Here is a 20,198-nt window from a genome sequence, read left to right as displayed (position 1 = left end):
AAAAATAGGGTAAGAATATGTCGAAGAATTTTGATGTGGTCGTCATCGGCGGCGGTCCCGGTGGCTACGTCGCGGCCATTCGCGCTGCACAACTGGGTTTCAGCACCGCTTGCATCGACGAGTGGAAGAATGCCAAGAACGGTCCCGCTCCGGGCGGCACCTGCACCAACGTGGGCTGCATCCCCTCCAAGGCGCTGCTGCAGTCGTCCGAACACTATGAGCATGCCGGCCATGCCTTCGCCGACCACGGCATCGATGTCAAGGGCCTGAGCATTGATGTGGGCCGGATGCTGGCTCGCAAGGAAGCAATCGTCAAGCAGAACAATGACGGCATCCTGTACCTGTTCAAGAAGAACAAGGTCACCTTCTTCCACGGCCGCGGCTCGTTCGTGAAGGGCGATGCCAACGGCTACGAGATCAAGGTGGCAGGCGCTACCGAGGAAACGATTACCGGCAAGCACATCATCGTTGCAACCGGCTCCAATCCGCGTGCGCTGCCCAACGCCGCATTCGACGAGAAGCTCATCCTGTCGAACACCGGCGCACTCGCCATCGGCGAAGTGCCGAAGAAGCTGGGCGTGATCGGCGCCGGCGTGATCGGCCTCGAGATGGGCAGCGTGTGGCGTCGCGTCGGTGCAGAAGTCACCGTGCTGGAAGCGCTGCCGACCTTCCTCGGCGCGGTCGACGAGCAGATCGCCAAGGAAGCGCACAAGCTGTTCGTCAAGCAGGGGCTGGCCATCAGCCTCGGCGTGAAGATCGGCGCGATTACTGCCGGCAAGAAAGACGTGACCGTCGAGTACACCGACGACAAGGGCAATGCGCAGAAGGCTGTCTTCGACAAGCTGATCGTCTCCATCGGCCGCGTGCCGAACACCATCGGCCTGAACGCCGAGGGTATCGGCCTGAAGCTGGATGAGCGCGGCTTCGTCGCCGTCGACGGCGATTGCAAGACCAACCTGCCGAACGTGTGGGCGGTGGGCGACGTCGTGCGCGGCCCGATGCTGGCCCACAAGGCTGAGGAAGAGGGCGTTGCCGTGGCCGAGCGCATTGCGGGCCAACACGGACATGTGAACTTCAACACAATTCCCTGGGTCATATATACGTCTCCGGAAATTGCGTGGGTGGGCAAGACCGAACAGCAGCTCAAGGCGGAAGGCGTCGCCTACAAGGCAGGCACCTTCCCGTTCATGGCCAACGGCCGTGCACGCGCCCTCGGCGATACCTCCGGCATGGTGAAGTTCCTGGCCGATGCCAAGACGGACGAGATCCTCGGCGTGCACATCGTCGGGCCGATGGCTTCCGAACTGATTTCGGAAGCGGTCGTCGCGATGGAATTCCGTGCTTCGTCGGAAGACATCGCCCGTATCTGCCACGCTCACCCTTCCTTGTCCGAGGCGACCAAGGAAGCCGCACTGGCGGTCGACAAGAGGTCGCTCAACTTCTAAGGAGCCACGCATGCGTCACCTGATCCTGTTGCTGCCGCTTGCAATCGCCGCATGTGCCACGACAGGATCGAGTGACGGCGTGATCGCGGTTGAAACCGTATCGCGCGGACAGCCGGTGACCGGTGCGAATTGTGCGGTCAGCACCGGGTCCGGCAACTGGAACGTGGTGACGCCCGCATCCCTGAACATCGGCAGTGCCAACGGGGACCTGCGGGTGATCTGCAACAAGCCTGGCTTCCGGACGTCCGAAATCGTCTTCCGTCCTTCGAATCCCTACGGCTCCAGCATGGGTGTCGGGGTCGGCGGGGGAGGCGGTAACGTCGGTGTCGGCGTGGGATTGAGCTTTCCTGTCCGTTTCGGCGGCGGCACGTATCCATCGAGGGTGACCGTCGACATGAATCCCCAGTAAGCCGGACGGGGCGCGCCTGTCGACTTCGGGCAATACAGGCATAATTGTCGCGAATTGCCGGGTTTCAACGATCAGCATGAATGGGCGAGACACTCTCGCCCATTTTCATGTCGGGCGCGAGCCTGCATGGACGGCAGCAACCAACGAAATAGTCGATATGAACGTCAGGGAGTTTTACGCGCACGCGCTCGCGCAGCGCGGCTATCAATCGGATGAGGCGCAGTTGCGGGCAGTGGAACGGCTGCAGCAGTGCTATGACGAATGGGTCGCCTACAAGTCGCAGCGGTCGAACCGCTTGAAACGGTTGATCAGCCGGCCGGAAGTTCCGCGGGGCCTGTATATGTGGGGCGGTGTCGGGCGCGGCAAATCCTTTCTGATGGACAGCTTCTATTCGGTCGTGCCCGTGGTGCGCAAGACGCGCCTGCACTTCCACGAATTCATGCGCGGGGTGCACCGCCAGCTGGACGACCTGAAAGGCATGGCCGACCCGCTCGATGAAGTGGCGCGACGCATCGCGAAGAAGTACCGCCTGATCTGCTTCGACGAATTCCACGTGTCGGACATCGCCGACGCGATGATCCTCTATAACCTGCTCAAGGCACTGTTCGATAACGGCGTGACCTTCGTCATGACGTCGAATTACGTGCCGGATGCCTTGTATCCTGACGGATTGCATCGCGACCGCATCCTGCCGGCGATCGGCTTGCTCAAGGAAAGGCTCGATGTGATGAACGTCGATGCGGGTGTCGATTACCGCAAGAGGGTGCTGGAGCAGGTCGAGGCCTATCACACGCCGCTGGGGGCCGCCGCCGACCATGCGCTGCGCAATGCGTTCGCCAACCTGGCCGAAACCGCGGACGAGGATCCGCACATCCGCATCGAGGCGCGCGATATCAAGGCGCTGCGTCGCGCCGGCGGCGTCATCTGGTTCGATTTTGCCACCCTGTGCGGCGGGCCGCGTTCGCAGAACGATTACCTGGAGATTGCGAGCCAATTCCACACGGTGATACTTTCCTCGGTGCCACGGATGTCGGCCGCCATGTCCTCCGAGGCGCGGCGCTTCACCTGGCTGGTCGACGTCCTCTACGACCACAAGGTCAAACTCCTGATGTCCGCCGAGGTCGAACCCGATCAACTCTATACGGAAGGCATGCTGGCAAACGAATTCCATCGGACGGTATCGCGCATCATCGAAATGCAGTCCGCGGAATACATGGAAAGCGAGCGGCGCGACGTCGCCGGATCACTGGCATGACATTCGGCATGAACAGGGGCCCAGGAATGCGTACTTGCACAATCACCATCGCTCTCGCCTTGATGGCGGGGCTCTCCGGAACGTCGTCGCTTGCACAGACCACCGCCGAAGCACGTGCAAGCGTATCCAAGCGTTTTCCGCCCGGTTCGATCCGTTCCGTCAGTGAGGCTGACATTGCGCTGGCGGATGCGTCGGCTGAGCGCGCCGGCATCGAAGCGCGTTACCTGGCCGATGAGCAGGGATGTCATCCGAAGTTCTTCGCCACTTCCTGCATCGAGCAGGCAAAGGAGCGCCGGCGTGCTGCGCTGGCGGCGGTGCGTCCTGTGGAAATCGAGGCCAATGCCTTCAAGCGCCAGGCCCGCGTGGCGGAGCGCGACAAGGCGCTTGCCGAACGCATGGAAAAGGATGAGAAGGAACGGCAGGAGCGGCAGGAGCGGCAGGAGAGGGATGGCCGCATGCCCGGCGCCGACCCCGGATCGAAGGCCGACGCGCCCGCAAATCCGCCGGGGAAGGTGCAGACGACGATCTTCGACGACCGCGTCGAAAAGCATGAGGCAAAGATGAAGCAGCGGCAGGCCGAGGAAGCGGCCGACGCCGCCAAGCGTGCCGAGAACATCGCCGCCTACGAACGCAAGCAGCAGGAAGCGCTGGAACGGCAGAGAAAGGTCGCCGAGCGCAAGGCGGAAAAAGAGCGCAAGCGCAACGGGAAGGCAGAGTAACGTGCTTTTACACTGCGCGCTTCATTTTTCCGATGGAATAAGCCTTGGGCTCGGCGGGCACTTCGGCCAGTTTGACGATCGCGAGCGTGCAGTTGTCTCCTGCCGCGTCCGTCGTCCTTTCGCGCGCCTTGGAGATCAGCATTTCCGATGCCTGGCGGGGAGAATTCATCGCAATGGCGGCACCGAGTTCGGCATCCGAGAAGTAATGCCACAGGCCGTCCGAGCATAGCAGGAAGGCGTCGCCGGCCTTCAGTCCGTCAACCCTGCGCAGCGTGACCTGCGGCTCCCGGTCATGGGAGCCGAGCGCACTGACAAGCACATTCGAGAGACGATGGTTCCGTGCTTCTTCCCGGGACAGCTTGCCCTCGCGCACCAGCATTTCAACATAGGAGTGGTCTACTGTCCGTTCGGTGCAATTCGGCCCGTCGAAGCGGTACAGGCGGGAATCGCCCACATGCGCCCACACCGCGCTGCGTTCAGGGGTGATCACGAGCGCGACCATCGTGCTGTGCGGATTTTTCTCCGAGGAGAAGGATGTCAGCTTGATGATCGTATGCGCATCGTGCGCGATCGTTTCAAGCATCTTGCCGACGTCGTCGGTTAACGGGGAGAAGTGGTCAAAGGCTTGTTTCGCGGTACGGATGACCTGCTCGGCGGCCAAGGCGCCGCCGCTCATTCCACCCATCCCGTCGGCCAGGATGGCCAGGACATAACCGGGCGCTCTCGGGGCGGCGAACAGTGCTGCGCGGTCCTGCTGCTCCTTGCGGTCGCCGATATGCTGCCCTGTGCCTGCTTCGATCTTGTAGGGGCTCATGGGGGAGGAAGTACGCTTCGACGGGAAAAATTATTGCATGCGAAAAATTTCGCACGTACCCTTGTTCCCTTTTGTTACAACTCTTCATGCTTGTTCATACACACGGGGTAGTGTTGCCGATAGGCATCGTCGTGCAAGAGTGCTAGCCGCGCCGGGTATTCACTCTTAAAATACAAGTTACTGAGCGCATTCAACAACGACATCATGATTCCATCAGAAGAGATACAGCGAAGAATCGTCGAACTGGAGGTAGAACATCGCGATCTCGACGCAGTGATCGAACTGCTTGCGCGTGATGTCCTGCACGATGAGATCCAGTTGCGGCGTCTGAAGAAACGCAAGCTCCAGCTGAAGGATCATATAACCTTGTTGAAAATGCAACTCGTCCCGGATATCCCTGCGTGATCCGCCGGGACCGCTTCATCACCCGCCCGCCGCACCGCTTTGACCGACAATTCCGCACCGACGCCCGACCCGGGCATCCACGACGCCGACATCGAGCAGTTGTTTGATATCGAAGGGCCGCTCAGCCAGGCGGTGGCCGGCTTTCGGCCTCGCCAGTCACAGACCGAAATGGCGAAAGCGATTGCCTCGGCGATCGCCAGCCAGTCGGCCCTGATCGCCGAAGCAGGCACCGGAACCGGCAAGACCTTCGCCTATCTCGTGCCCGCCCTGCTGTGGGGCGGGAAGGTCATCCTCTCGACAGGCACCAAGAACCTGCAGGACCAGCTCTACCTGCGCGACATCCCGACCGTGCGCAAGGCGCTCAGCGCGCCGGTGTCGGTTGCGCTGCTCAAGGGGCGCGCCAACTATGTCTGTCACTTCCATCTCGAGCGTACGCTGCAGAACGGGCGCCTGACCTCGCGCGAGGACGTCGGCTACCTGCGCGAAATTTCGCGCTTCGTGAAGACCACCAGCTCCGGCGACAAGGCCGAGCTATCCCGCGTCCCCGAGTCGGCGAGCGTGTGGAATCTCGTCACCTCGACGCGCGACACGTGCATGGGCGCCGAGTGCCAGTACTACCAGGACTGCTTCGTCATGAAGGCGCGCAAGGAAGCGCAGCAGGCCGATGTCGTCGTGGTCAACCACCATCTCTTCTTCGCCGACGTGGCGCTCAGGGATACCGGCGTCGCCGAACTGCTGCCATCGGCGAACACAGTCATCTTCGATGAGGCGCACCAGCTGCCGGAAACGGCAACCTTGTTCTTCGGCGAGACGGTTTCAACATCCCAGGTCCTCGAATTGTGCCGCGACGTGCTCGCCGAGGGCCTGGCGCATGCCCGCGACGGAGCGGACTGGGCGAAAGTGGTCTCGACGGTGGAGCGCGCGGCACGCGACCTCCGGCTTGCCTTTCCCCAGGATGTCATGCGGCTCGCCGCGAACCAGATCGCCGCCTCCAGTCCCTTTTTCCCGGCGCTCGAAAAGCTGCAGGATGAGCTGCACGGCATGATCGCCGTGCTGGAAACGCAGGCCGAGCGCGCGGAAACCATCGAACAATGCCGCACGCGGGCCATCGAATTGTCGGACAAGCTGGCCGCATGGGAGGGCGCACAATCTGCCAACCCGGACACGCTGACCCCGGAAAAGGAGCGCGTGCTTTGGGTGGAAGCCTTTTCATCTTCCCTCCAGTTGCACCAGACACCCTTGTCGATTGCGCCGATCTTCAGCAAGCAGCGCGAGGGATCGCCGCGAGCCTGGATATTCACCTCCGCCACGCTCGCGGTGAAGAACGATTTCAACCACTATGCCTCGCAGATGGGGTTGTGGAACGAGCCGGCACAGTCATGGCCGAGCCCCTTCGACTACGGTAAGCAAGGCCTGTTGTACGTTCCCGAGAACCTGCCGCAGCCGAACTCCCTGGATTACACCGACGCGGTGATCGATGCGGCGCTGCCCATGATCGAGGCGTCCGGTGGCCGGGCTTTCCTCTTGTGCACGACGATACGCGCGGTCAACCGCGCTGCTGAGCGGCTGCGGGAAGAATTCGACAAGCGCAAGCTGCCGTTTCCCTTGTTCGTGCAGGGAGAGGCGGGCCGCACCGAGCTGCTCGACCGTTTTCGCGCGGCCGGGAATGCCGTGCTCATCGGCAGCCAGAGTTTCTGGGAGGGCGTGGACGTGCGTGGCGACGCGCTCTCGCTCGTCATCATCGACAAGCTGCCGTTTTCACCGCCTGACGATCCGGTGCTCGCGGCACGCATCGATGCGCTGGAGCGGAAGGGGCTGAACGGCTTCGTGCACCACCAGCTTCCGGCTGCCATCATCAATCTCAAGCAGGGGGCGGGGCGCCTGATCCGCGACGAAACGGACCGCGGCGTGCTCATGATCTGCGATCCGCGCCTTATCTCCAAGCCATACGGCCGGCGCATCTGGCAAAGCCTGCCGCCTTTCAGCCGCACGCGCGACGCCAACGTGGCGAAGGCCTTTTTCAGCAACGCACAGCAGGACGCACCAACAATGCAGGTTGGTTAAGGTAACATTGTCCCCGAAACGCATGCACGGACTCGCTATACTTTCCGGCGTGCGATGTGCGCGGTAACCGCATGTGCAAATGAAGAGGGGACATGGCTGATCCGGTGGTTTCTTTGGTTCCTGTGCGTGGCGCCGACCTTGCAGTGGGCAAGCCATTGCCTCAGGCGGTCTACGACTGGCACGGCAACCTTCTTCTCGCGGCGGGCTGCGTGGTGGAGAGCCAGAGCCAGCTCGACGGGCTGATCAACAACGGCTTCATCCAGGACTCGGCATGGGACCTGGCCCCCAAACCGGCGAGGGACCCGTTGCTGGCCGGGACCTCACGGCGTCCGGCCATGGCGACGGAAACGCCGCCCGATGCCGCGGCCGCCAATGCAAGCAAGGAAGTGGTCGTCGGCATGGATGACGTGCGCTGGTATGTCGGCGAGACGCTCTATTTGCAGCAGATCGACAATCCGGCGATCCGCTATACCGTCCGCCTGATCGGCTTCGTCCGCAACAAGACTGTCCTGGTCACGGCGCCGTCGGTCGACGGCAAGCTGGAGTTCGTGCGGGACGGCCAGACCTTCATCGTGCGCGCGTTCTCCGGCAAGAAGGCATATGCCTTCGTGACTTCAGCTGTGAAGTCCGTCCATTCCCCGCATCCCTACCTGCATCTGGGTTTTCCGAAGGAAGTCCGCTGCACGGTTGTGCGCCGCGGTGTGCGCGCGGCGGTCAAGCTGATTGCCGCGGTGACGTTGGATAACCCGGAGCGAACGGGCGCGGCGGTGCTCACCGACCTCAGCATGGGCGGCGCTTCGGGCACGCTGAAGCAGATTCTCGGACAGAAGGGGGAAGAGGGTCAGATCAAATTCAAGGTCCATGCAGCGGGGCAGGACGAGTTCCTTAACCTGAGGACGGCGCTGCGGTCCGTCGCGCCGGCCGAAGGGGGCGACGGCTACAAGCACGGCTTTGAATTCCTCGATGTCTCTATCCACGACCGGCTGATCCTGTCAGCCTACGTGCACCAGATCCTCGCCGAGGGGGATTAGCCCTCCCGCGCATGGGCAGGAGGGCAGGGCTGCTTACTTCTGCGGCTGAATCACCACCTTGCCGGTCACCTTTCGGGCGGCCATGTCATTGAGCGCCTTCGGGGTATCGGCGAGTGCATAGCGGCCGGAGATGTGCGGCCGGATCTTTCCTTCTGCCATCCAGCCCATCAACTGCATCATGCCCGCCAGGTTTGCCTTCGGTTCGCGCTTGGCGAACTCGCCCCAGAAGACACCCACAAGAGAAGCCCCCTTCAGGAGCGGGAGGTTGAGCGGCAGTTTCGGGATTTCGCCGTTGGCGAAACCGATGACTAGATACCGGCCGCGCCAGGCGATGGACCGGAATGCCGGCTCGGCATAAATGCCGCCGACCGGATCGTAGATCACATCCGGACCCTTGCCATCCGTCGCGGCCTTGATCGCCTCGCGCAAGTCTTCGTTCGTGTAATTGATCGTCGCGTCCGCGCCGTGCTCCTTGCACACGGCGAGCTTTTCGTCCGTCGACGCCGCCGCGATTACCCGTGCACCCAGCGCCTTGCCGATCTCGATTGCGGCAAGCCCTACGCCTCCCGCGGCACCTAGGACCAGCATGGTCTCACCAGCCTTGAGCTGCGCGCGGTCGACAACGGCGTGGTGCGACGTTCCGTAAGTCAGCGTAAAGGCTGCGGCCGTGTCGAAATCCAGGCCCGGTGGCAGCGGCACGACCGCCTTTGCCGGCACCGAGATCTGCTGCGCAAAAGCACCGAGGTTGACGAAGGCAAGCACCTTGTCGCCGGGCTTGTAATGCGAAACGCCTTCGCCCACCGCGCGTACCACGCCGGCAAGCTCGCTGCCCGGCGTGAACGGCAATTCCGGCTTGAACTGGTATTTGTTCTGGATGATCAGCACGTCGGGAAAATTGACGCCTGCCGCATGGACATCGATCGCGACCTCGCCAGGTCCCGGGACGGCATCAGGCAAGTCTTCCACAACCAGTGTGTCCGGCAGTCCCCAGGTTTTGCAGACGATCGCTTTCATTATGTCTCCTTGATGGTTTTGGGCTAAAAAAGAACGGTCGTTTCATTTTATTCCTGTGCCGCAAAATGTCAACAACAACGCCGGGCGGGATGATCCCTTCGGTTAGAATTCGCTTATGAAAATTCTCGTTAGTAACGACGATGGTTACCTTGCGCCAGGAATCATCGCCCTGGCAGATGCGCTCAGGCCCATTGCAGAAGTTGTGGTAGTTGCTCCCGACAGCAACCGCTCCGGAAGTTCGAACTCCTTGACATTGGACCGGCCGCTCTCGGTATACCGCGCGGAAAACGGTTTCTATTTCGTCAACGGCACCCCCTCCGACTGCGTCCACGTCGCGCTGACCGGCGGACTGGCCTTCAAGCCCGACCTCATCGTGTCCGGCATCAATCAGGGGCAGAACATGGGCGACGACACGCTGTATTCCGGCACGGTTGCCGCGGCGACCGAAGGATTCCTCTTCGGCATACCTGCCATTGCGTTCTCGCAGGTGGAGAAGGGCTGGGCGCACGTCGATTCCGCTGCCCGCATCGCCCGCGAATTCGTCGAGCGTGACTTCGGCATGCTGCAGCAGCCCTATCTGCTGAACATCAATATCCCGAACCTGCCTTACGAAGAGATCAAGGGCTTGCGCGCCACCCGGCTCGGCAAACGCCACGAGTCGGAACCTGTCATCAAGACCGAGGATCCGCACGGGCGCCAGATCTTCTGGATCGGGCCCGCGGGCAAGGCCAAGGATTCCGGCGAAGGCACCGACTTCCACGCAGTCTCGCAGGGTTATGTGTCGGTGACGCCGTTGCAGATCGACTTGACGCACACCTCCCAGCTAGAGGTGCTGAAAAAAGGATTGTCATGACAACCGGGGACAAGCGCTTTCCGTTGCCGCTATCGTCCGTTGTCGAGAAGCCGGCAAAGACCGGCCGTGCGGAGCCGTCTTCGCAGAAGGTTGCGACACCTCAGACCGCCACACAGAACGCCGCGCAGAATATTGCCCGGGTTCGCGCGAGTGCGGCGCCGGCTCCCCCGGCACGCGCGTCACAACCCGCTGCCCCGGTCGCGCCAGTCGTACGGTCTGAGCCGCTGGTTTCGGATGCCGTGCGCGCGGCGATGGTTGCGCGCGTGGCCAGGCAGGGCGTCAAGGATGCGAAGGTGCTGGCGGCACTGGATGCCGTGCCGCGCCATCTCTTTGTCCAGCCTGCGCTGGCGAGCCAGGCCTATATCGATGCATCGCTGCCGATCGGCCATCACCAGACGATTTCGCAGCCCTACATCGTGGCGCGGATGATCGAGGTGATGCGTGCCAACGCCAACGGCGGCGTGCTGGACAAGGTGCTGGAGATCGGCACCGGCTGCGGTTACCAGGCGGCCGTGCTGTCGCTCGTGGCAAAGGAGGTTTATTCGATCGAGCGCATCAAGCCCTTGCACGAACTGGCCAAGTCGAACCTGCGTCCGCTGCGGATTGCGAACATCCGCCTGCACTATGGAGATGGTATGCTTGGGCTGCCTCAGGTTGCCCCGTTCGACGGTATCATCCTGGCCGCTGCGGGGCTTGAGGTTCCGCAGGCACTGCTCGAACAGCTCAGCATCGGCGGAAGGCTCGTGGCGCCGGTCGGCGCCCGCCACCAGGTCCTTCAGCTCATCGAGCGGGTCGGGAAGTTCGAGTGGACGAACACGACGCTGGAAGATTGCCACTTCGTTCCGTTGCGTCCCGGTGTTGCGTGATCCTGTTTCAGATTGAAACGCATGCCGACAGTTCGTCGCCAAATTGTTAACTTTATGAGAATGAAAAAAGCACGACTTGTTTTTCTGGCTGCCTTGCCGGTGCTGATCGCCGCGTGTACGACTGCACCGCGCCAGCCCGCGCCGGTGATCGATCGTCCGGTGACGGTGAAGCCGCCGGAGCCGCCCAAGCCCGCAACTCAGCCGATGCCGTCAACGGCTGCTCCCAAGCAGTCCGAGCGCGGCTACTACACGGTGCGCAAGGGGGATACGCTGATCCAGATTGCCCTGGACTTCGGCCAGAATTATCGCGACCTCGTCGCCTGGAACAATCTTGCCAATCCGAACGACATCAAGGTTGACCAGGTATTGCGCGTACTGCCGCCGGAAGGCGCCGCGCAAACCGGCAGCGTCGCTACTTCGTCCGGCGTGGAGGTTCGACCGCTGACCCCGGGTCCGGGTGGCGCTGTTCCGAACAAGACCACGCCGAAGGGCGATAAGCGCCCCTATTCGGAATCCGCGTTGGCGGAATTGCAAAAGCCCGAGGCACCGCCTGCGGCAACGGCCACGCCGCGGCCGGAACAGGCGAAGCCGGCGGAGAAAGGGCCTGAAACCGCGCCGGTTCCCGCTACCGAGGACGAGAACATCGCATGGGTCTGGCCGGCCGAAGGCAAGATCATCAGTCACTTCGGCGAAGGCAAGAGGGGCATCGATATTGCCGGCAAGATGGGGCAGCCGGTTTTAGCGGCGGGATCCGGCAAAGTGCTGTATGCTGGAAGCGGCATCCGCGGTTACGGCAATCTCGTGATTGTCAAACATTCCAACAATCTGCTTTCGGCCTATGCGCACAACAAAACCATCTTCGTAAAAGAGGATCAAAATGTGACCAAAGGCCAGAAAATTGCAGAAATGGGAAATTCCGATTCGGATGAGGTAAAACTGCATTTCGAGATTCGCCAGCAAGGTAAGCCCGTCGATCCGTCAAAATTTTTGCCAAGCCGCTAAATGAATCGCACTCCACACGATCCTCTCGACGACGATACGCCATCGGACGATATTTCCGACGATATGCCGCTTAACGGCACCGAAGACGAGGGCGGCTTGATCGACGACGGCGAGGGTGAGCGCGCGGAAGGAACAGCCTCCGCCGCCGATCCTGTGGACGAACTGAAGACGGTGCTGGCGGCCGAACTGTCCACCGACACGACGCAGCATTACCTGAACCAGATCGGCGCGCGGCCCTTGCTCACGGTCGAGGAAGAGGTCCGCTACGCGACGCTTGCCAAGCAGGGCAACTTCGAAGCGCGCCAGAAGATGATCGAACATAACCTGCGCCTGGTTGTGTCGATCGCCAAGCACTACATCAACCGCGGCGTGGTGCTGCTCGATCTCATCGAAGAAGGCAATCTGGGCTTGATGCGCGCCATCGACAAGTTCGAGCCCGAGCGCGGTTTTCGATTCTCAACCTATGCAACGTGGTGGATTCGCCAGAGTATCGAGCGCGCCATCATGAACCAGGCACGTACCGTTCGCCTTCCTGTGCACATGGTGCGTGAACTGAACCAGATCCTGCGTGCGAAATATCACCTGGAAGCGCAGCACCACGACGGCAAGGACGCCACGGCGGAAGACATCGCGCACCTGGTGGACCGTCCGGTGGAAGACGTGCAGGATATCCTCGCACTGTCCGAACATGCGACCTCTCTCGACGCGCCGCTCGACAACGATCCGCAGGCCAGCCTGATGGACATGCTGCCGGGCGACGTGGAAGACGGCCCGGACTCGCGCGCGGAGCACCATGAAATGACCGTCCTCGTCCGCGACTGGCTCAAGAAGCTGCCGGACAAGCAGCGTGTCGTCATCGTCCGCCGTTTCGGGCTGGATAACGACGATCCGGCAACCCTGGAAGAACTGGCGGCGGAAATGAGCGTCACGCGCGAGCGCGTGCGCCAGATTCAGCAAGAGGCGCTGGTCAAGCTCAAGCGCGCACTGACTGCGCGCGGCGTCGGCAAGGACGCGTTGTTGTGATTCCTGTTTTGGTCTTCGACATCGAGACGATTCCCGATGTCCCCGGTTTGCGTGCCCTGAACGGCCATCCGCCGGCGATGACCGACGCGGAAGTCGCGGCGCATGCCTTCACACAGCGGCGTGAGAAAACGGGCTCCGAGTTCCTGCAGCATCACCTGCACCGGGTAGCTGCGATTTCCTGCGTCTTCCGCGACGACGAGGGTTTTCGCGTCCGTTCGCTCGGCACTCTCGAGGACCAGGAGCCGAAGCTGGTCAACGACTTTTTCCGCATCATCGACAAGTACACGCCGCAACTGGTGTCCTGGAATGGCGGCGGCTTCGACCTGCCTGTCCTGCATTACCGCGCCATGATTAATGGCGTGACCGCGTCCCGCTACTGGGAGATGGGCGACGATGACCGCGACTTCAAGTGGAACAATTACCTGAGCCGCTACCACACGCGTCACCTCGACCTGATGGACCTGCTCGCGCTGTACACCGGCCGCGCCAATGCGCCGCTCGATGACCTCGCCAAGCTCTGCGGCTTCCCCGGAAAGCTGGGCGTGGACGGCTCCCAGGTGTGGACGCTCTACCAGGAGGGGCGCCTCAACGAGATCCGCGACTATTGCGAAACCGACGTGGTCAACACTTACCTCGTCTATTGCCGCTACCTGCTGATGCGCGGCGCCATGTCGCGCGAGGCGTACAATACCGAAATCGGCCTTGTCAGGTCATCGCTCGCGTCGCTCGACGGCCCGCACTGGAAAGAGTATCTCGCCGCCTGGCAGACCGCCTGAGACCGCTACAACGTATTCCGAACTGTCAATTCCCCGGGCCGCACGCGTCCGGCATTTCATTTTAGTCATGCAGCAGAACATCATCGACATCGAATCCCTCGACATGGAAGGCCGCGGAGTCGGCCATTTGAGCAACGAAGACGGCACGCCGGGGAAGGTCATTTTCGTTGAAGGAGCCTTGCCGGGGGAGCGCGTGAGCTTCCAGTCCTTCCGCAAGAAACCGAAGTGGGAGGCGGCCACGTTGACCGCACTGCAACGCGAATCTGCGCTGCGCGTTGCGCCCAAGTGCACCTATTTCGGCATTTGCGGCGGCTGCGCGATGCAGCACCTCGAACCCGCGGCGCAGGTCGCGATCAAGCAGCGCGTGCTGGAGGATAATCTGTGGCATATCGGGAAGGTGCGGGCGGAGCGGATGATGCGCCCGATCTACGGACCGACCTGGGGCTATCGCTATCGCGCCCGCCTGTCGGTGCGCAACGTGCAGAAGAAGGGCGGCGTGCTGGTCGGCTTTCACGAGCGGAAATCCTCGTACATCGCCGACATGAAGACCTGCGAGATCCTGCCGCCGCACGTCTCGGCCATGCTGGTCCCGCTGCGCCGCCTGGTGGAATCCCTGTCGATCTTCGATCAGATGCCCCAGATCGAACTTGCGGTGGGCGAAAGCGTCACGGCCCTCGTGCTGCGCATCATGGCGCCCTTGACCGCCGAAGACGAGCAAAAGCTGCGCGCCTTCGCGGATGAATACCGGGTCCAGTGGTGGCTGCAGCCGAAGGGGCCGGATACCGTTTACCCGTTCTATCCGACCGATGTCCGGCTCGAGTATGTATTGCCGGAGTTCGGCGTGCGCATGCCCTTCAAGCCAACCGACTTCACCCAGGTCAACCACCATATCAACCGCGTGCTGGTCGCCAAGGCTTTGCGGCTGCTGGATGTACAGCCGGGAGAGCGCGTGGCCGACCTGTTCTGCGGGCTGGGAAATTTCACTTTGCCTATTGCCACCCAGGCAAGGGAAGTGGTGGGTATCGAAGGAAGCACGGCGCTGACCGAGCGCGCGCTGGACAATGCGCGCGCGAATGGAGTGGACAAGAAGACCACTTTCCATTGCCGCAACCTCTTCGAAGCGACGGCAGAGGATTTCGCCGCGCTGGGCCGTTTCGACCGCGTCCTGATCGATCCGCCGCGCGAAGGCGCGATCGCGGTGTGCCAGGCCATTGTCGCTCTCGGCGAGCAGCAGCCGGACATGAAGCCGAAACGCATCGTCTACGTGTCCTGCAGTCCCTCAACGCTTGCGCGCGATGCGGGCTATCTCGTCCACCAGGGTGGCTACATCTTGCGGGAGGCAGGCGTGGTCAACATGTTCCCGCATACCGCCCACGTGGAATCCATCGCGGTGTTCGAACTGCCGTCTTAAGAATCTTCCGGGCAACAAAAAAGCCGGCATTGCAGCCGGCTTCCGGAGAGGCCGAAGGCCGGTCAGTCGTTATCGCCGCCGAAGATGCCGAGCAGCGCCAGCAGATTGCTGAAAATGTTGTACACGTCGAGGTAGATAGCCAGCGTTGCCGTAATGTAGTTGGTTTCGCCGCCATTAATCACTTGTTGTACGTCATACAGGATGAAGGCCGAGAAGATGCCGATGGCGAGCACGGAAACCGCCAGGTAGAGCGCCGGAAGTTGGAGGAAGGCATTCGCCAGTGCCGCCACCAGGATGACGAGGACGCCGGCGAACAGCCACTTGCCCATGCCGGAAAAATCGCGCTTGGATACAGTGGCGATCGATGCCATTGCGGCGAAAATGACGGCCGTACCGCCGAACGCGGTCATGATGAGGGATGCGCCGTTCGAAAAGCCGAGAATGTGCCCGATCAGCCGGGACAGCATCAAGCCCATGAAGAAGGTGAATCCCAGCAGGATGACTACGCCGAGGCCGGAATTCTTGGTCTTTTCAATTGCATAGAAGAAACCAAAAGCGATGGCCAGGAAAACTGCCAGTCCGATGAACGGGCTGCCGGCGAAGAAGGAAAACTTGAACTGGACGCCCAGCCACGCGCCGAGGACAGTCGGCACCATCGAGAGCGCGAGCAGCCAGTAGGTATTGCGCAATACGCGATTGCGGACGACCAGGGCTTCTGACGGCGCGCTGTAGGTGTGCTGCAGGTTTTGGTCCATATTGCCTCCGATAGACGTTTTGCACAGGGTTGAGTGGCAAAAGCATAACATGTGCAACTACAGTATAGGACGTGCGTGCCGGAGGGAAGTTCGGAAGGCCGCGGTCAAATGGACTGGGAAAAGGGCTTTCGTGCTACAATAGAAGGTTAGTTGATTTCTCAATTGATAACCTTAACCCATTCTTTTTATTGGAGTTTTTACAGATGGCAATCGAACGCACCCTGTCGATCATCAAACCGGACGCAGTCGCAAAGAACGTTATCGGCCAAATTTACACCCGCTTCGAAAACGCCGGTCTGAAGGTCGTTGCTGCGCGTATGGCCCAACTGTCCCGCGCCGAAGCAGAAGGCTTCTACGCCGTGCACCGTGAGCGTCCTTTCTTCAAGGACCTGGTTGACTTCATGGTTTCCGGCCCGGTGATGATCCAGGTCCTGGAAGGCGAAAACGCGATTGCCAAGAACCGCGAACTGATGGGCGCGACCGACCCGAAGAAGGCTGACAAGGGCACCATCCGCGCCGACTTCGCCGATTCCATCGACGCCAATGCAGTGCACGGCTCCGACGGCGCCGACACCGCCAAAGTGGAAATCGCGTACTTTTTCCCGGCGCTGAACGTTTACTCCCGCTAATTTGACAATGCGTTCACCTTGATCGATCGTTTACTTTCAAGGATGAACGCAGGAATGAAATACTCCTATGATGGCTCTCACCAACTTGCTGGATCTCGATCCCGCGCAACTTGTCGCCTATTGCGGCGAGTTGGGTGAGAAGCCGTTTCGCGCCAAGCAATTGCAGCGCTGGATCCACCAGTTCGGCGCCAGCGATTTCGATGCGATGACCGATCTCGCAAAGTCCTTGCGGGACAAGCTCAAGTCGCGCGCGACCATCGCCGCTCCCGGCATCATCAGCGATCACATTTCCGCCGACGGCACGCGCAAGTGGCTGCTGGACGTCGGGCAGGGCAATGCGGTCGAAACCGTTTTCATCCCGGAAGAGAACCGCGGCACGCTGTGCATCTCGACGCAGGCGGGTTGCGCCGTCAACTGCCGCTTCTGCTCCACGGGAAAGCAGGGCTTCAGCCGCAACCTGACGGTGGGCGAGATCATCGGACAGCTATGGATGGCCGAGTTCGAGCTGCGCCGCTCCAAGGGAATCGAGCCCGGGCCGAAAGGCGAGCGCCAGATCACCAACGTGGTGATGATGGGCATGGGTGAACCCTTGCTCAACTATGAGCCGACCGTGACGGCGCTCAAGCTGATGCTCGACGATAACGCCTACGGCCTTTCGCGCCGGCGCGTAACCGTGTCGACCAGCGGCGTGGTGCCGATGATCGACAAGCTCTCGCAGGATTGCCCGGTTGCCCTGGCAGTCTCGCTCCACGCCTCCAACGATGCGTTACGCGACGGCCTCGTGCCGCTCAACAAGAAATATCCCTTGAAGGACCTGATGGCCGCGTGCCGCCGCTACCTCGAGTTTGCGCCGCGCGATTTCATCACCTTCGAATACTGCATGCTGGATGGCGTCAACGATACCGATGCCCACGCGCGCGAACTGGTTGCGCTGGTGCAGAACGGCGGCGAATCCGTACCGTGCAAGTTCAACCTGATTCCGTTCAATCCCTTCCCGGAATCCGGGCTGACGCGCTCCAATAATGTCCGTATCAAGGCGTTCGCGCAGATCCTGATCGACGCCGGCATCGTCACAACGATACGCAAGACCCGCGGCGACGATATCGACGCCGCCTGCGGTCAGCTCGCCGGCGAGGTGCAGGATCGTACCCGCGTGCAGGAGCGCATGCAGAAAATGGCTGAATATCAGAAAAAGTTCGGAAAGAATTTTGGCCGTATCGTCGAGGTGCCCAGGTGACGACAATTCGGGTAAAGATGTTGCTCGCGCTTGCTGCTGCGACTGCGGGTCTGCTTGCTGGCTGCGCGTCCGGTCCGGGCGCGACGCCCGCCGCGGAGGCGCCGGCAATCGCCGACCAGACCGACAACCAGCGCCGCGCGCGTATCCGCCTGCAGCTTGCTGTCGGCTACTACGAGCAGCGCCAGATGGCGGTTGCGCTGGACGAGATCAGGCAGGCACTGGCGGCAGACCCGGCATTCGCCGAGGCGTACGTCATGCGCGCCCTGATCTACATGGACATGGGTGAAATCAAGCTGGCGGAAGAAAACTTCCAGCAGGCGATCAGGCTCGCCCCGAACAACCCCGAATTCAATAACAACTATGGATGGTTCCTGTGCCAGAACGGCCGGGAGAAGGATTCCATCGCCTATTTCGACGCTGCACTGAAGAACCGCACTTACCAGTCGCCGGCCAAGGCGCTGAACAACGCGGGCATCTGCAGCATGAAGCTGAAGAACAGAGCCGCTGCAGAACGCTATTTTTCGCAGGCCTTCCAGTTCGATCCGGGCAACCCGACGACCAACTCCAACCTGGCACGTATCTATTACGACCAGGGCGATTACGAACGGGCACGTTTCTACATCGGCCGCGTGATGAAAACCGATGTCATGACAGCCGACGTGCTCTGGCTCGCCATCAAGATCGAGCGCAAGCTCGGTGACCGTGCGGCCGAGACCAGCCTGGCCACGCAATTGCGCCGGCGCCACGGCGGTTCGGCTGAATTCGCGGCGTATCAACGCGGAGCATTTGATGAATGATTCCGGAGTAAACGATCAGCCGGCCTTCAACGAAGCCGAGGGTGCGCCCATGAAGATGTCTCCTGGTGCACGCCTTGCTGGTTTGCGCGAGGAGCGCGGCTGGACCGTAGAACAGGTTGCGAGCCAGTTGAACCTCGCACCCAGGCAGATCCTCGCCATCGAGCGTGACGACTATCCGGCTTTACCTGGCATGGCCATCACCCGCGGCTTCGTCCGGGCGTATGCCAAGTTGCTGAAGGTCGACGCGGCGCCCTTGCTTGCCGATCTTGGCGGCGAGACCGTGCTGGTGCATGAATCGCTGGCACCGCAGAAGTCGCTGTCCACTCCGTTCGCCGATTCGCGCATGCCGTCCCTGACCGAACAGCGCCCTGGCATATCGTCGAAGTGGGTGGTTGGCGGCCTGCTGATTGCATTGCTGGGCGTCGGCATCTGGTCGACGCGACAGGGTGGCGAGCAGGTGCCCGCACCGGCGGCAGTGTCGTCTGCCGTCAAGGAAGGTGTGGCCGACATGGCCGGCACGGCTTCGGATAAACCGGCTGCGGATGCAGCAACCGAATCGCGTTCCGCACCCGCCGCCGAGGCGAGCGCACCCGTGGCTGCAGCGGAAGCTCCTGCGCAGACGCCGGCAGCGGCTGTGCAGCCGGCTGCGCCAGAACAAGCTGCGGCGGCTGAGGCATCGCCGGCAGGCGGCAAGGATGCATTGCAACTGAACGTACGCGAGGATTCCTGGATCGAAATCCGGCGCAGCGGCGACAACCGCGTGCTGCTTTCCCGCCTCGTGAAGGCGGGCGAGTCCGAGACCGTCCCGCTGACCGAGCCGGTTTCGGTCGTCGTCGGCAACGCTGCCGGCGTTGACGCCACCCTGCGCGGCGCCCCGTTGGAAATGAAGGCAAGCTCCAAGAGCAATGTTGCCCGTTTAACCGTGAAGTAGGCTCTGCATGGCATTTTCGAATTCCCCTATCGATTCAGGCCCGCTTGCAAGGCGCATGACCCGCGCGGTTGCAATCCGCTATGCCGGCAAGACCGTGACGGTCGGCGGCGGCGCCCCCGTTGTCGTGCAGTCGATGACCAACACCGATACGGCCGACGCCATCGGGACTGCGATCCAGGTCAAGGAACTTGCACGAGCGGGTTCCGAAGTCGTGCGCATCACGGTCAATAACCCGGAAGCGGCGGCCGCCGTCGTCGCCATCCGCGAGCAGCTCGACAAGATGGGCATCGATGTTCCGCTCGTCGGCGACTTCCATTACAACGGCCATAAGCTGCTGAACGATTTTCCCGAATGCGCCCAGGCCTTGTCCAAGTACCGCATCAATCCGGGCAACGTGGGGCAGGGCGCCAAGCGCGACACGCAGTTTGCGCAGATGATCGAGACGGCCTGCAAGTACGACAAGCCGGTGCGAATCGGCGTGAACTGGGGCAGCCTCGACCAGGACCTGCTGGCGCGCATCATGGACGAAAACGCGCGGCGCCCCGAGCCGTGGGATGCGAAGGCGGTAATGTATGAAGCGCTGGTCACTTCCGCCATCGACAACGCCCGCCGTGCCGAAGAGCTCGGTCTGGCAGGGGACAAGATCATCCTGTCCTGCAAGGTCTCCGGCGTGCAGGACCTGATTGCCGTTTATCGCGAACTTGCCCGCCGCTGCGACTATCCCTTGCACCTCGGCCTGACCGAGGCCGGCATGGGCAGCAA

General features: G+C 61.7%; 21 protein-coding genes. 18 read left to right on the top strand and 3 right to left on the bottom strand.

The window, feature by feature from the left end:
• Positions 1-17 precede the first annotated feature (17 nt).
• The 4 genes from lpdA to VFF99_RS04015 all read left to right on the top strand — a co-directional run bounded on the left by lpdA (position 18) and on the right by VFF99_RS04015 (position 3,828).
• Positions 18-1,445 carry a dihydrolipoyl dehydrogenase gene (gene lpdA / locus VFF99_RS04030; protein ID WP_325015233.1) on the top strand — a complete coding sequence of 476 codons (1,428 nt, stop codon included), beginning with the start codon at positions 18-20 and terminating at the stop codon, positions 1,443-1,445.
• 10 nt (positions 1,446-1,455) lie between these two features.
• Positions 1,456-1,854, top strand: a complete 399-nt coding sequence (locus tag VFF99_RS04025) for a hypothetical protein (protein WP_325015232.1) — start codon at positions 1,456-1,458, stop codon at positions 1,852-1,854.
• A gap of 157 nt (positions 1,855-2,011) precedes the next feature.
• Entirely contained in the window at positions 2,012-3,109 is a 1,098-nt protein-coding gene (zapE, locus tag VFF99_RS04020; RefSeq protein WP_325015231.1) for a cell division protein ZapE, read from the top strand.
• Between the two features lie 26 nt (positions 3,110-3,135).
• Positions 3,136-3,828, top strand: a complete 693-nt coding sequence (locus VFF99_RS04015) for a hypothetical protein (RefSeq protein WP_325015230.1) — start codon at positions 3,136-3,138, stop codon at positions 3,826-3,828.
• A 7-nt stretch (positions 3,829-3,835) separates the two neighbouring features.
• Here the strand turns inward: VFF99_RS04015 and VFF99_RS04010 are convergent, their stop codons facing one another.
• On the bottom strand, positions 3,836-4,642 hold the full coding sequence (locus VFF99_RS04010; protein ID WP_325015229.1) for a PP2C family protein-serine/threonine phosphatase: 807 nt from the start codon (positions 4,640-4,642) through the stop codon (positions 3,836-3,838).
• 204 nt (positions 4,643-4,846) lie between these two features.
• Between VFF99_RS04010 and VFF99_RS04005 the strand changes: the two genes are divergently transcribed.
• From VFF99_RS04005 to VFF99_RS03995, 3 genes are all read left to right on the top strand, one after another.
• Positions 4,847-5,047, top strand: a complete 201-nt coding sequence (locus VFF99_RS04005) for a YdcH family protein (protein ID WP_325015228.1) — start codon at positions 4,847-4,849, stop codon at positions 5,045-5,047.
• Between the two features lie 39 nt (positions 5,048-5,086).
• Positions 5,087-7,111, top strand: coding sequence for an ATP-dependent DNA helicase (locus VFF99_RS04000; protein WP_414691497.1), 2,025 nt, complete (start codon positions 5,087-5,089; stop codon positions 7,109-7,111).
• 92 nt (positions 7,112-7,203) lie between these two features.
• Entirely contained in the window at positions 7,204-8,142 is a 939-nt protein-coding gene (locus VFF99_RS03995) for a flagellar brake protein (RefSeq protein ID WP_325015226.1), read from the top strand.
• A gap of 33 nt (positions 8,143-8,175) precedes the next feature.
• Here VFF99_RS03995 and VFF99_RS03990 read toward each other — a convergent pair whose 3' ends face one another.
• Positions 8,176-9,156 carry an NADPH:quinone oxidoreductase family protein gene (locus tag VFF99_RS03990; protein WP_325015225.1) on the bottom strand — a complete coding sequence of 327 codons (981 nt, stop codon included), beginning with the start codon at positions 9,154-9,156 and terminating at the stop codon, positions 8,176-8,178.
• Positions 9,157-9,271: 115 nt separating this feature from the next.
• Between VFF99_RS03990 and surE the strand changes: the two genes are divergently transcribed.
• The 6 genes from surE to rlmD all read left to right on the top strand — a co-directional run bounded on the left by surE (position 9,272) and on the right by rlmD (position 15,087).
• On the top strand, positions 9,272-10,009 hold the full coding sequence (surE, locus tag VFF99_RS03985; RefSeq protein WP_325015223.1) for a 5'/3'-nucleotidase SurE: 738 nt from the start codon (positions 9,272-9,274) through the stop codon (positions 10,007-10,009).
• Positions 10,006-10,875: a protein-L-isoaspartate(D-aspartate) O-methyltransferase gene (locus VFF99_RS03980; RefSeq protein ID WP_325015221.1), complete on the top strand. Its 870-nt coding sequence runs from the start codon at positions 10,006-10,008 to the stop codon at positions 10,873-10,875. Before surE ends, VFF99_RS03980 begins: the two co-directional genes overlap by 4 nt.
• 60 nt (positions 10,876-10,935) lie before the next feature.
• Positions 10,936-11,877 carry a peptidoglycan DD-metalloendopeptidase family protein gene (locus VFF99_RS03975; protein ID WP_325015255.1) on the top strand — a complete coding sequence of 314 codons (942 nt, stop codon included), beginning with the start codon at positions 10,936-10,938 and terminating at the stop codon, positions 11,875-11,877.
• A complete protein-coding gene (rpoS, locus tag VFF99_RS03970; RefSeq protein WP_325015219.1) occupies positions 11,878-12,900 on the top strand; it encodes an RNA polymerase sigma factor RpoS in 1,023 nt (340 codons plus the stop codon).
• Positions 12,897-13,676 carry a 3'-5' exonuclease gene (locus tag VFF99_RS03965; protein ID WP_325015217.1) on the top strand — a complete coding sequence of 260 codons (780 nt, stop codon included), beginning with the start codon at positions 12,897-12,899 and terminating at the stop codon, positions 13,674-13,676. The genes rpoS and VFF99_RS03965 overlap by 4 nt, the downstream gene beginning before the upstream one ends.
• A 67-nt stretch (positions 13,677-13,743) precedes the next feature.
• Positions 13,744-15,087, top strand: a complete 1,344-nt coding sequence (gene rlmD, locus VFF99_RS03960; RefSeq protein ID WP_325015215.1) for a 23S rRNA (uracil(1939)-C(5))-methyltransferase RlmD — start codon at positions 13,744-13,746, stop codon at positions 15,085-15,087.
• Positions 15,088-15,149: 62 nt separating this feature from the next.
• Here rlmD and VFF99_RS03955 read toward each other — a convergent pair whose 3' ends face one another.
• A complete protein-coding gene (locus VFF99_RS03955; protein WP_325015213.1) occupies positions 15,150-15,842 on the bottom strand; it encodes a Bax inhibitor-1/YccA family protein in 693 nt (230 codons plus the stop codon).
• A 203-nt stretch (positions 15,843-16,045) separates the two neighbouring features.
• Here VFF99_RS03955 and ndk point away from each other — a divergent pair, with 203 nt between their 5' ends.
• From ndk to VFF99_RS03930, 5 genes are all read left to right on the top strand, one after another.
• The gene (ndk, locus tag VFF99_RS03950) at positions 16,046-16,471 is read left to right on the top strand and encodes a nucleoside-diphosphate kinase (protein WP_325015211.1); all 426 of its coding nucleotides are present in this window, start codon (positions 16,046-16,048) and stop codon (positions 16,469-16,471) included.
• Positions 16,472-16,538: 67 nt separating this feature from the next.
• Positions 16,539-17,708 carry a 23S rRNA (adenine(2503)-C(2))-methyltransferase RlmN gene (rlmN, locus tag VFF99_RS03945; protein ID WP_325015209.1) on the top strand — a complete coding sequence of 390 codons (1,170 nt, stop codon included), beginning with the start codon at positions 16,539-16,541 and terminating at the stop codon, positions 17,706-17,708.
• A gap of 17 nt (positions 17,709-17,725) precedes the next feature.
• The gene (gene pilW / locus VFF99_RS03940) at positions 17,726-18,505 is read left to right on the top strand and encodes a type IV pilus biogenesis/stability protein PilW (protein WP_325015254.1); all 780 of its coding nucleotides are present in this window, start codon (positions 17,726-17,728) and stop codon (positions 18,503-18,505) included.
• Complete coding sequence (locus tag VFF99_RS03935) at positions 18,498-19,436, top strand: helix-turn-helix domain-containing protein (RefSeq protein ID WP_325015207.1); 939 nt, start codon at positions 18,498-18,500, stop codon at positions 19,434-19,436. The genes pilW and VFF99_RS03935 overlap by 8 nt, the downstream gene beginning before the upstream one ends.
• Before the next feature lie 7 nt (positions 19,437-19,443).
• Positions 19,444-20,198, top strand: a 755-nt coding sequence (locus VFF99_RS03930) for a flavodoxin-dependent (E)-4-hydroxy-3-methylbut-2-enyl-diphosphate synthase (RefSeq protein WP_325015205.1), incomplete at its 3' end; no start/stop codon positions are given.

Origin of the sequence: Noviherbaspirillum sp. (assembly GCF_035654295.1) — a bacterium.
Classification (GTDB): Bacteria; Pseudomonadota; Gammaproteobacteria; order Burkholderiales; family Burkholderiaceae_D; genus Noviherbaspirillum.
Note: the sequence above shows the minus strand (reverse complement) of the source record. Positions and strands in the feature narration are given on the sequence as shown.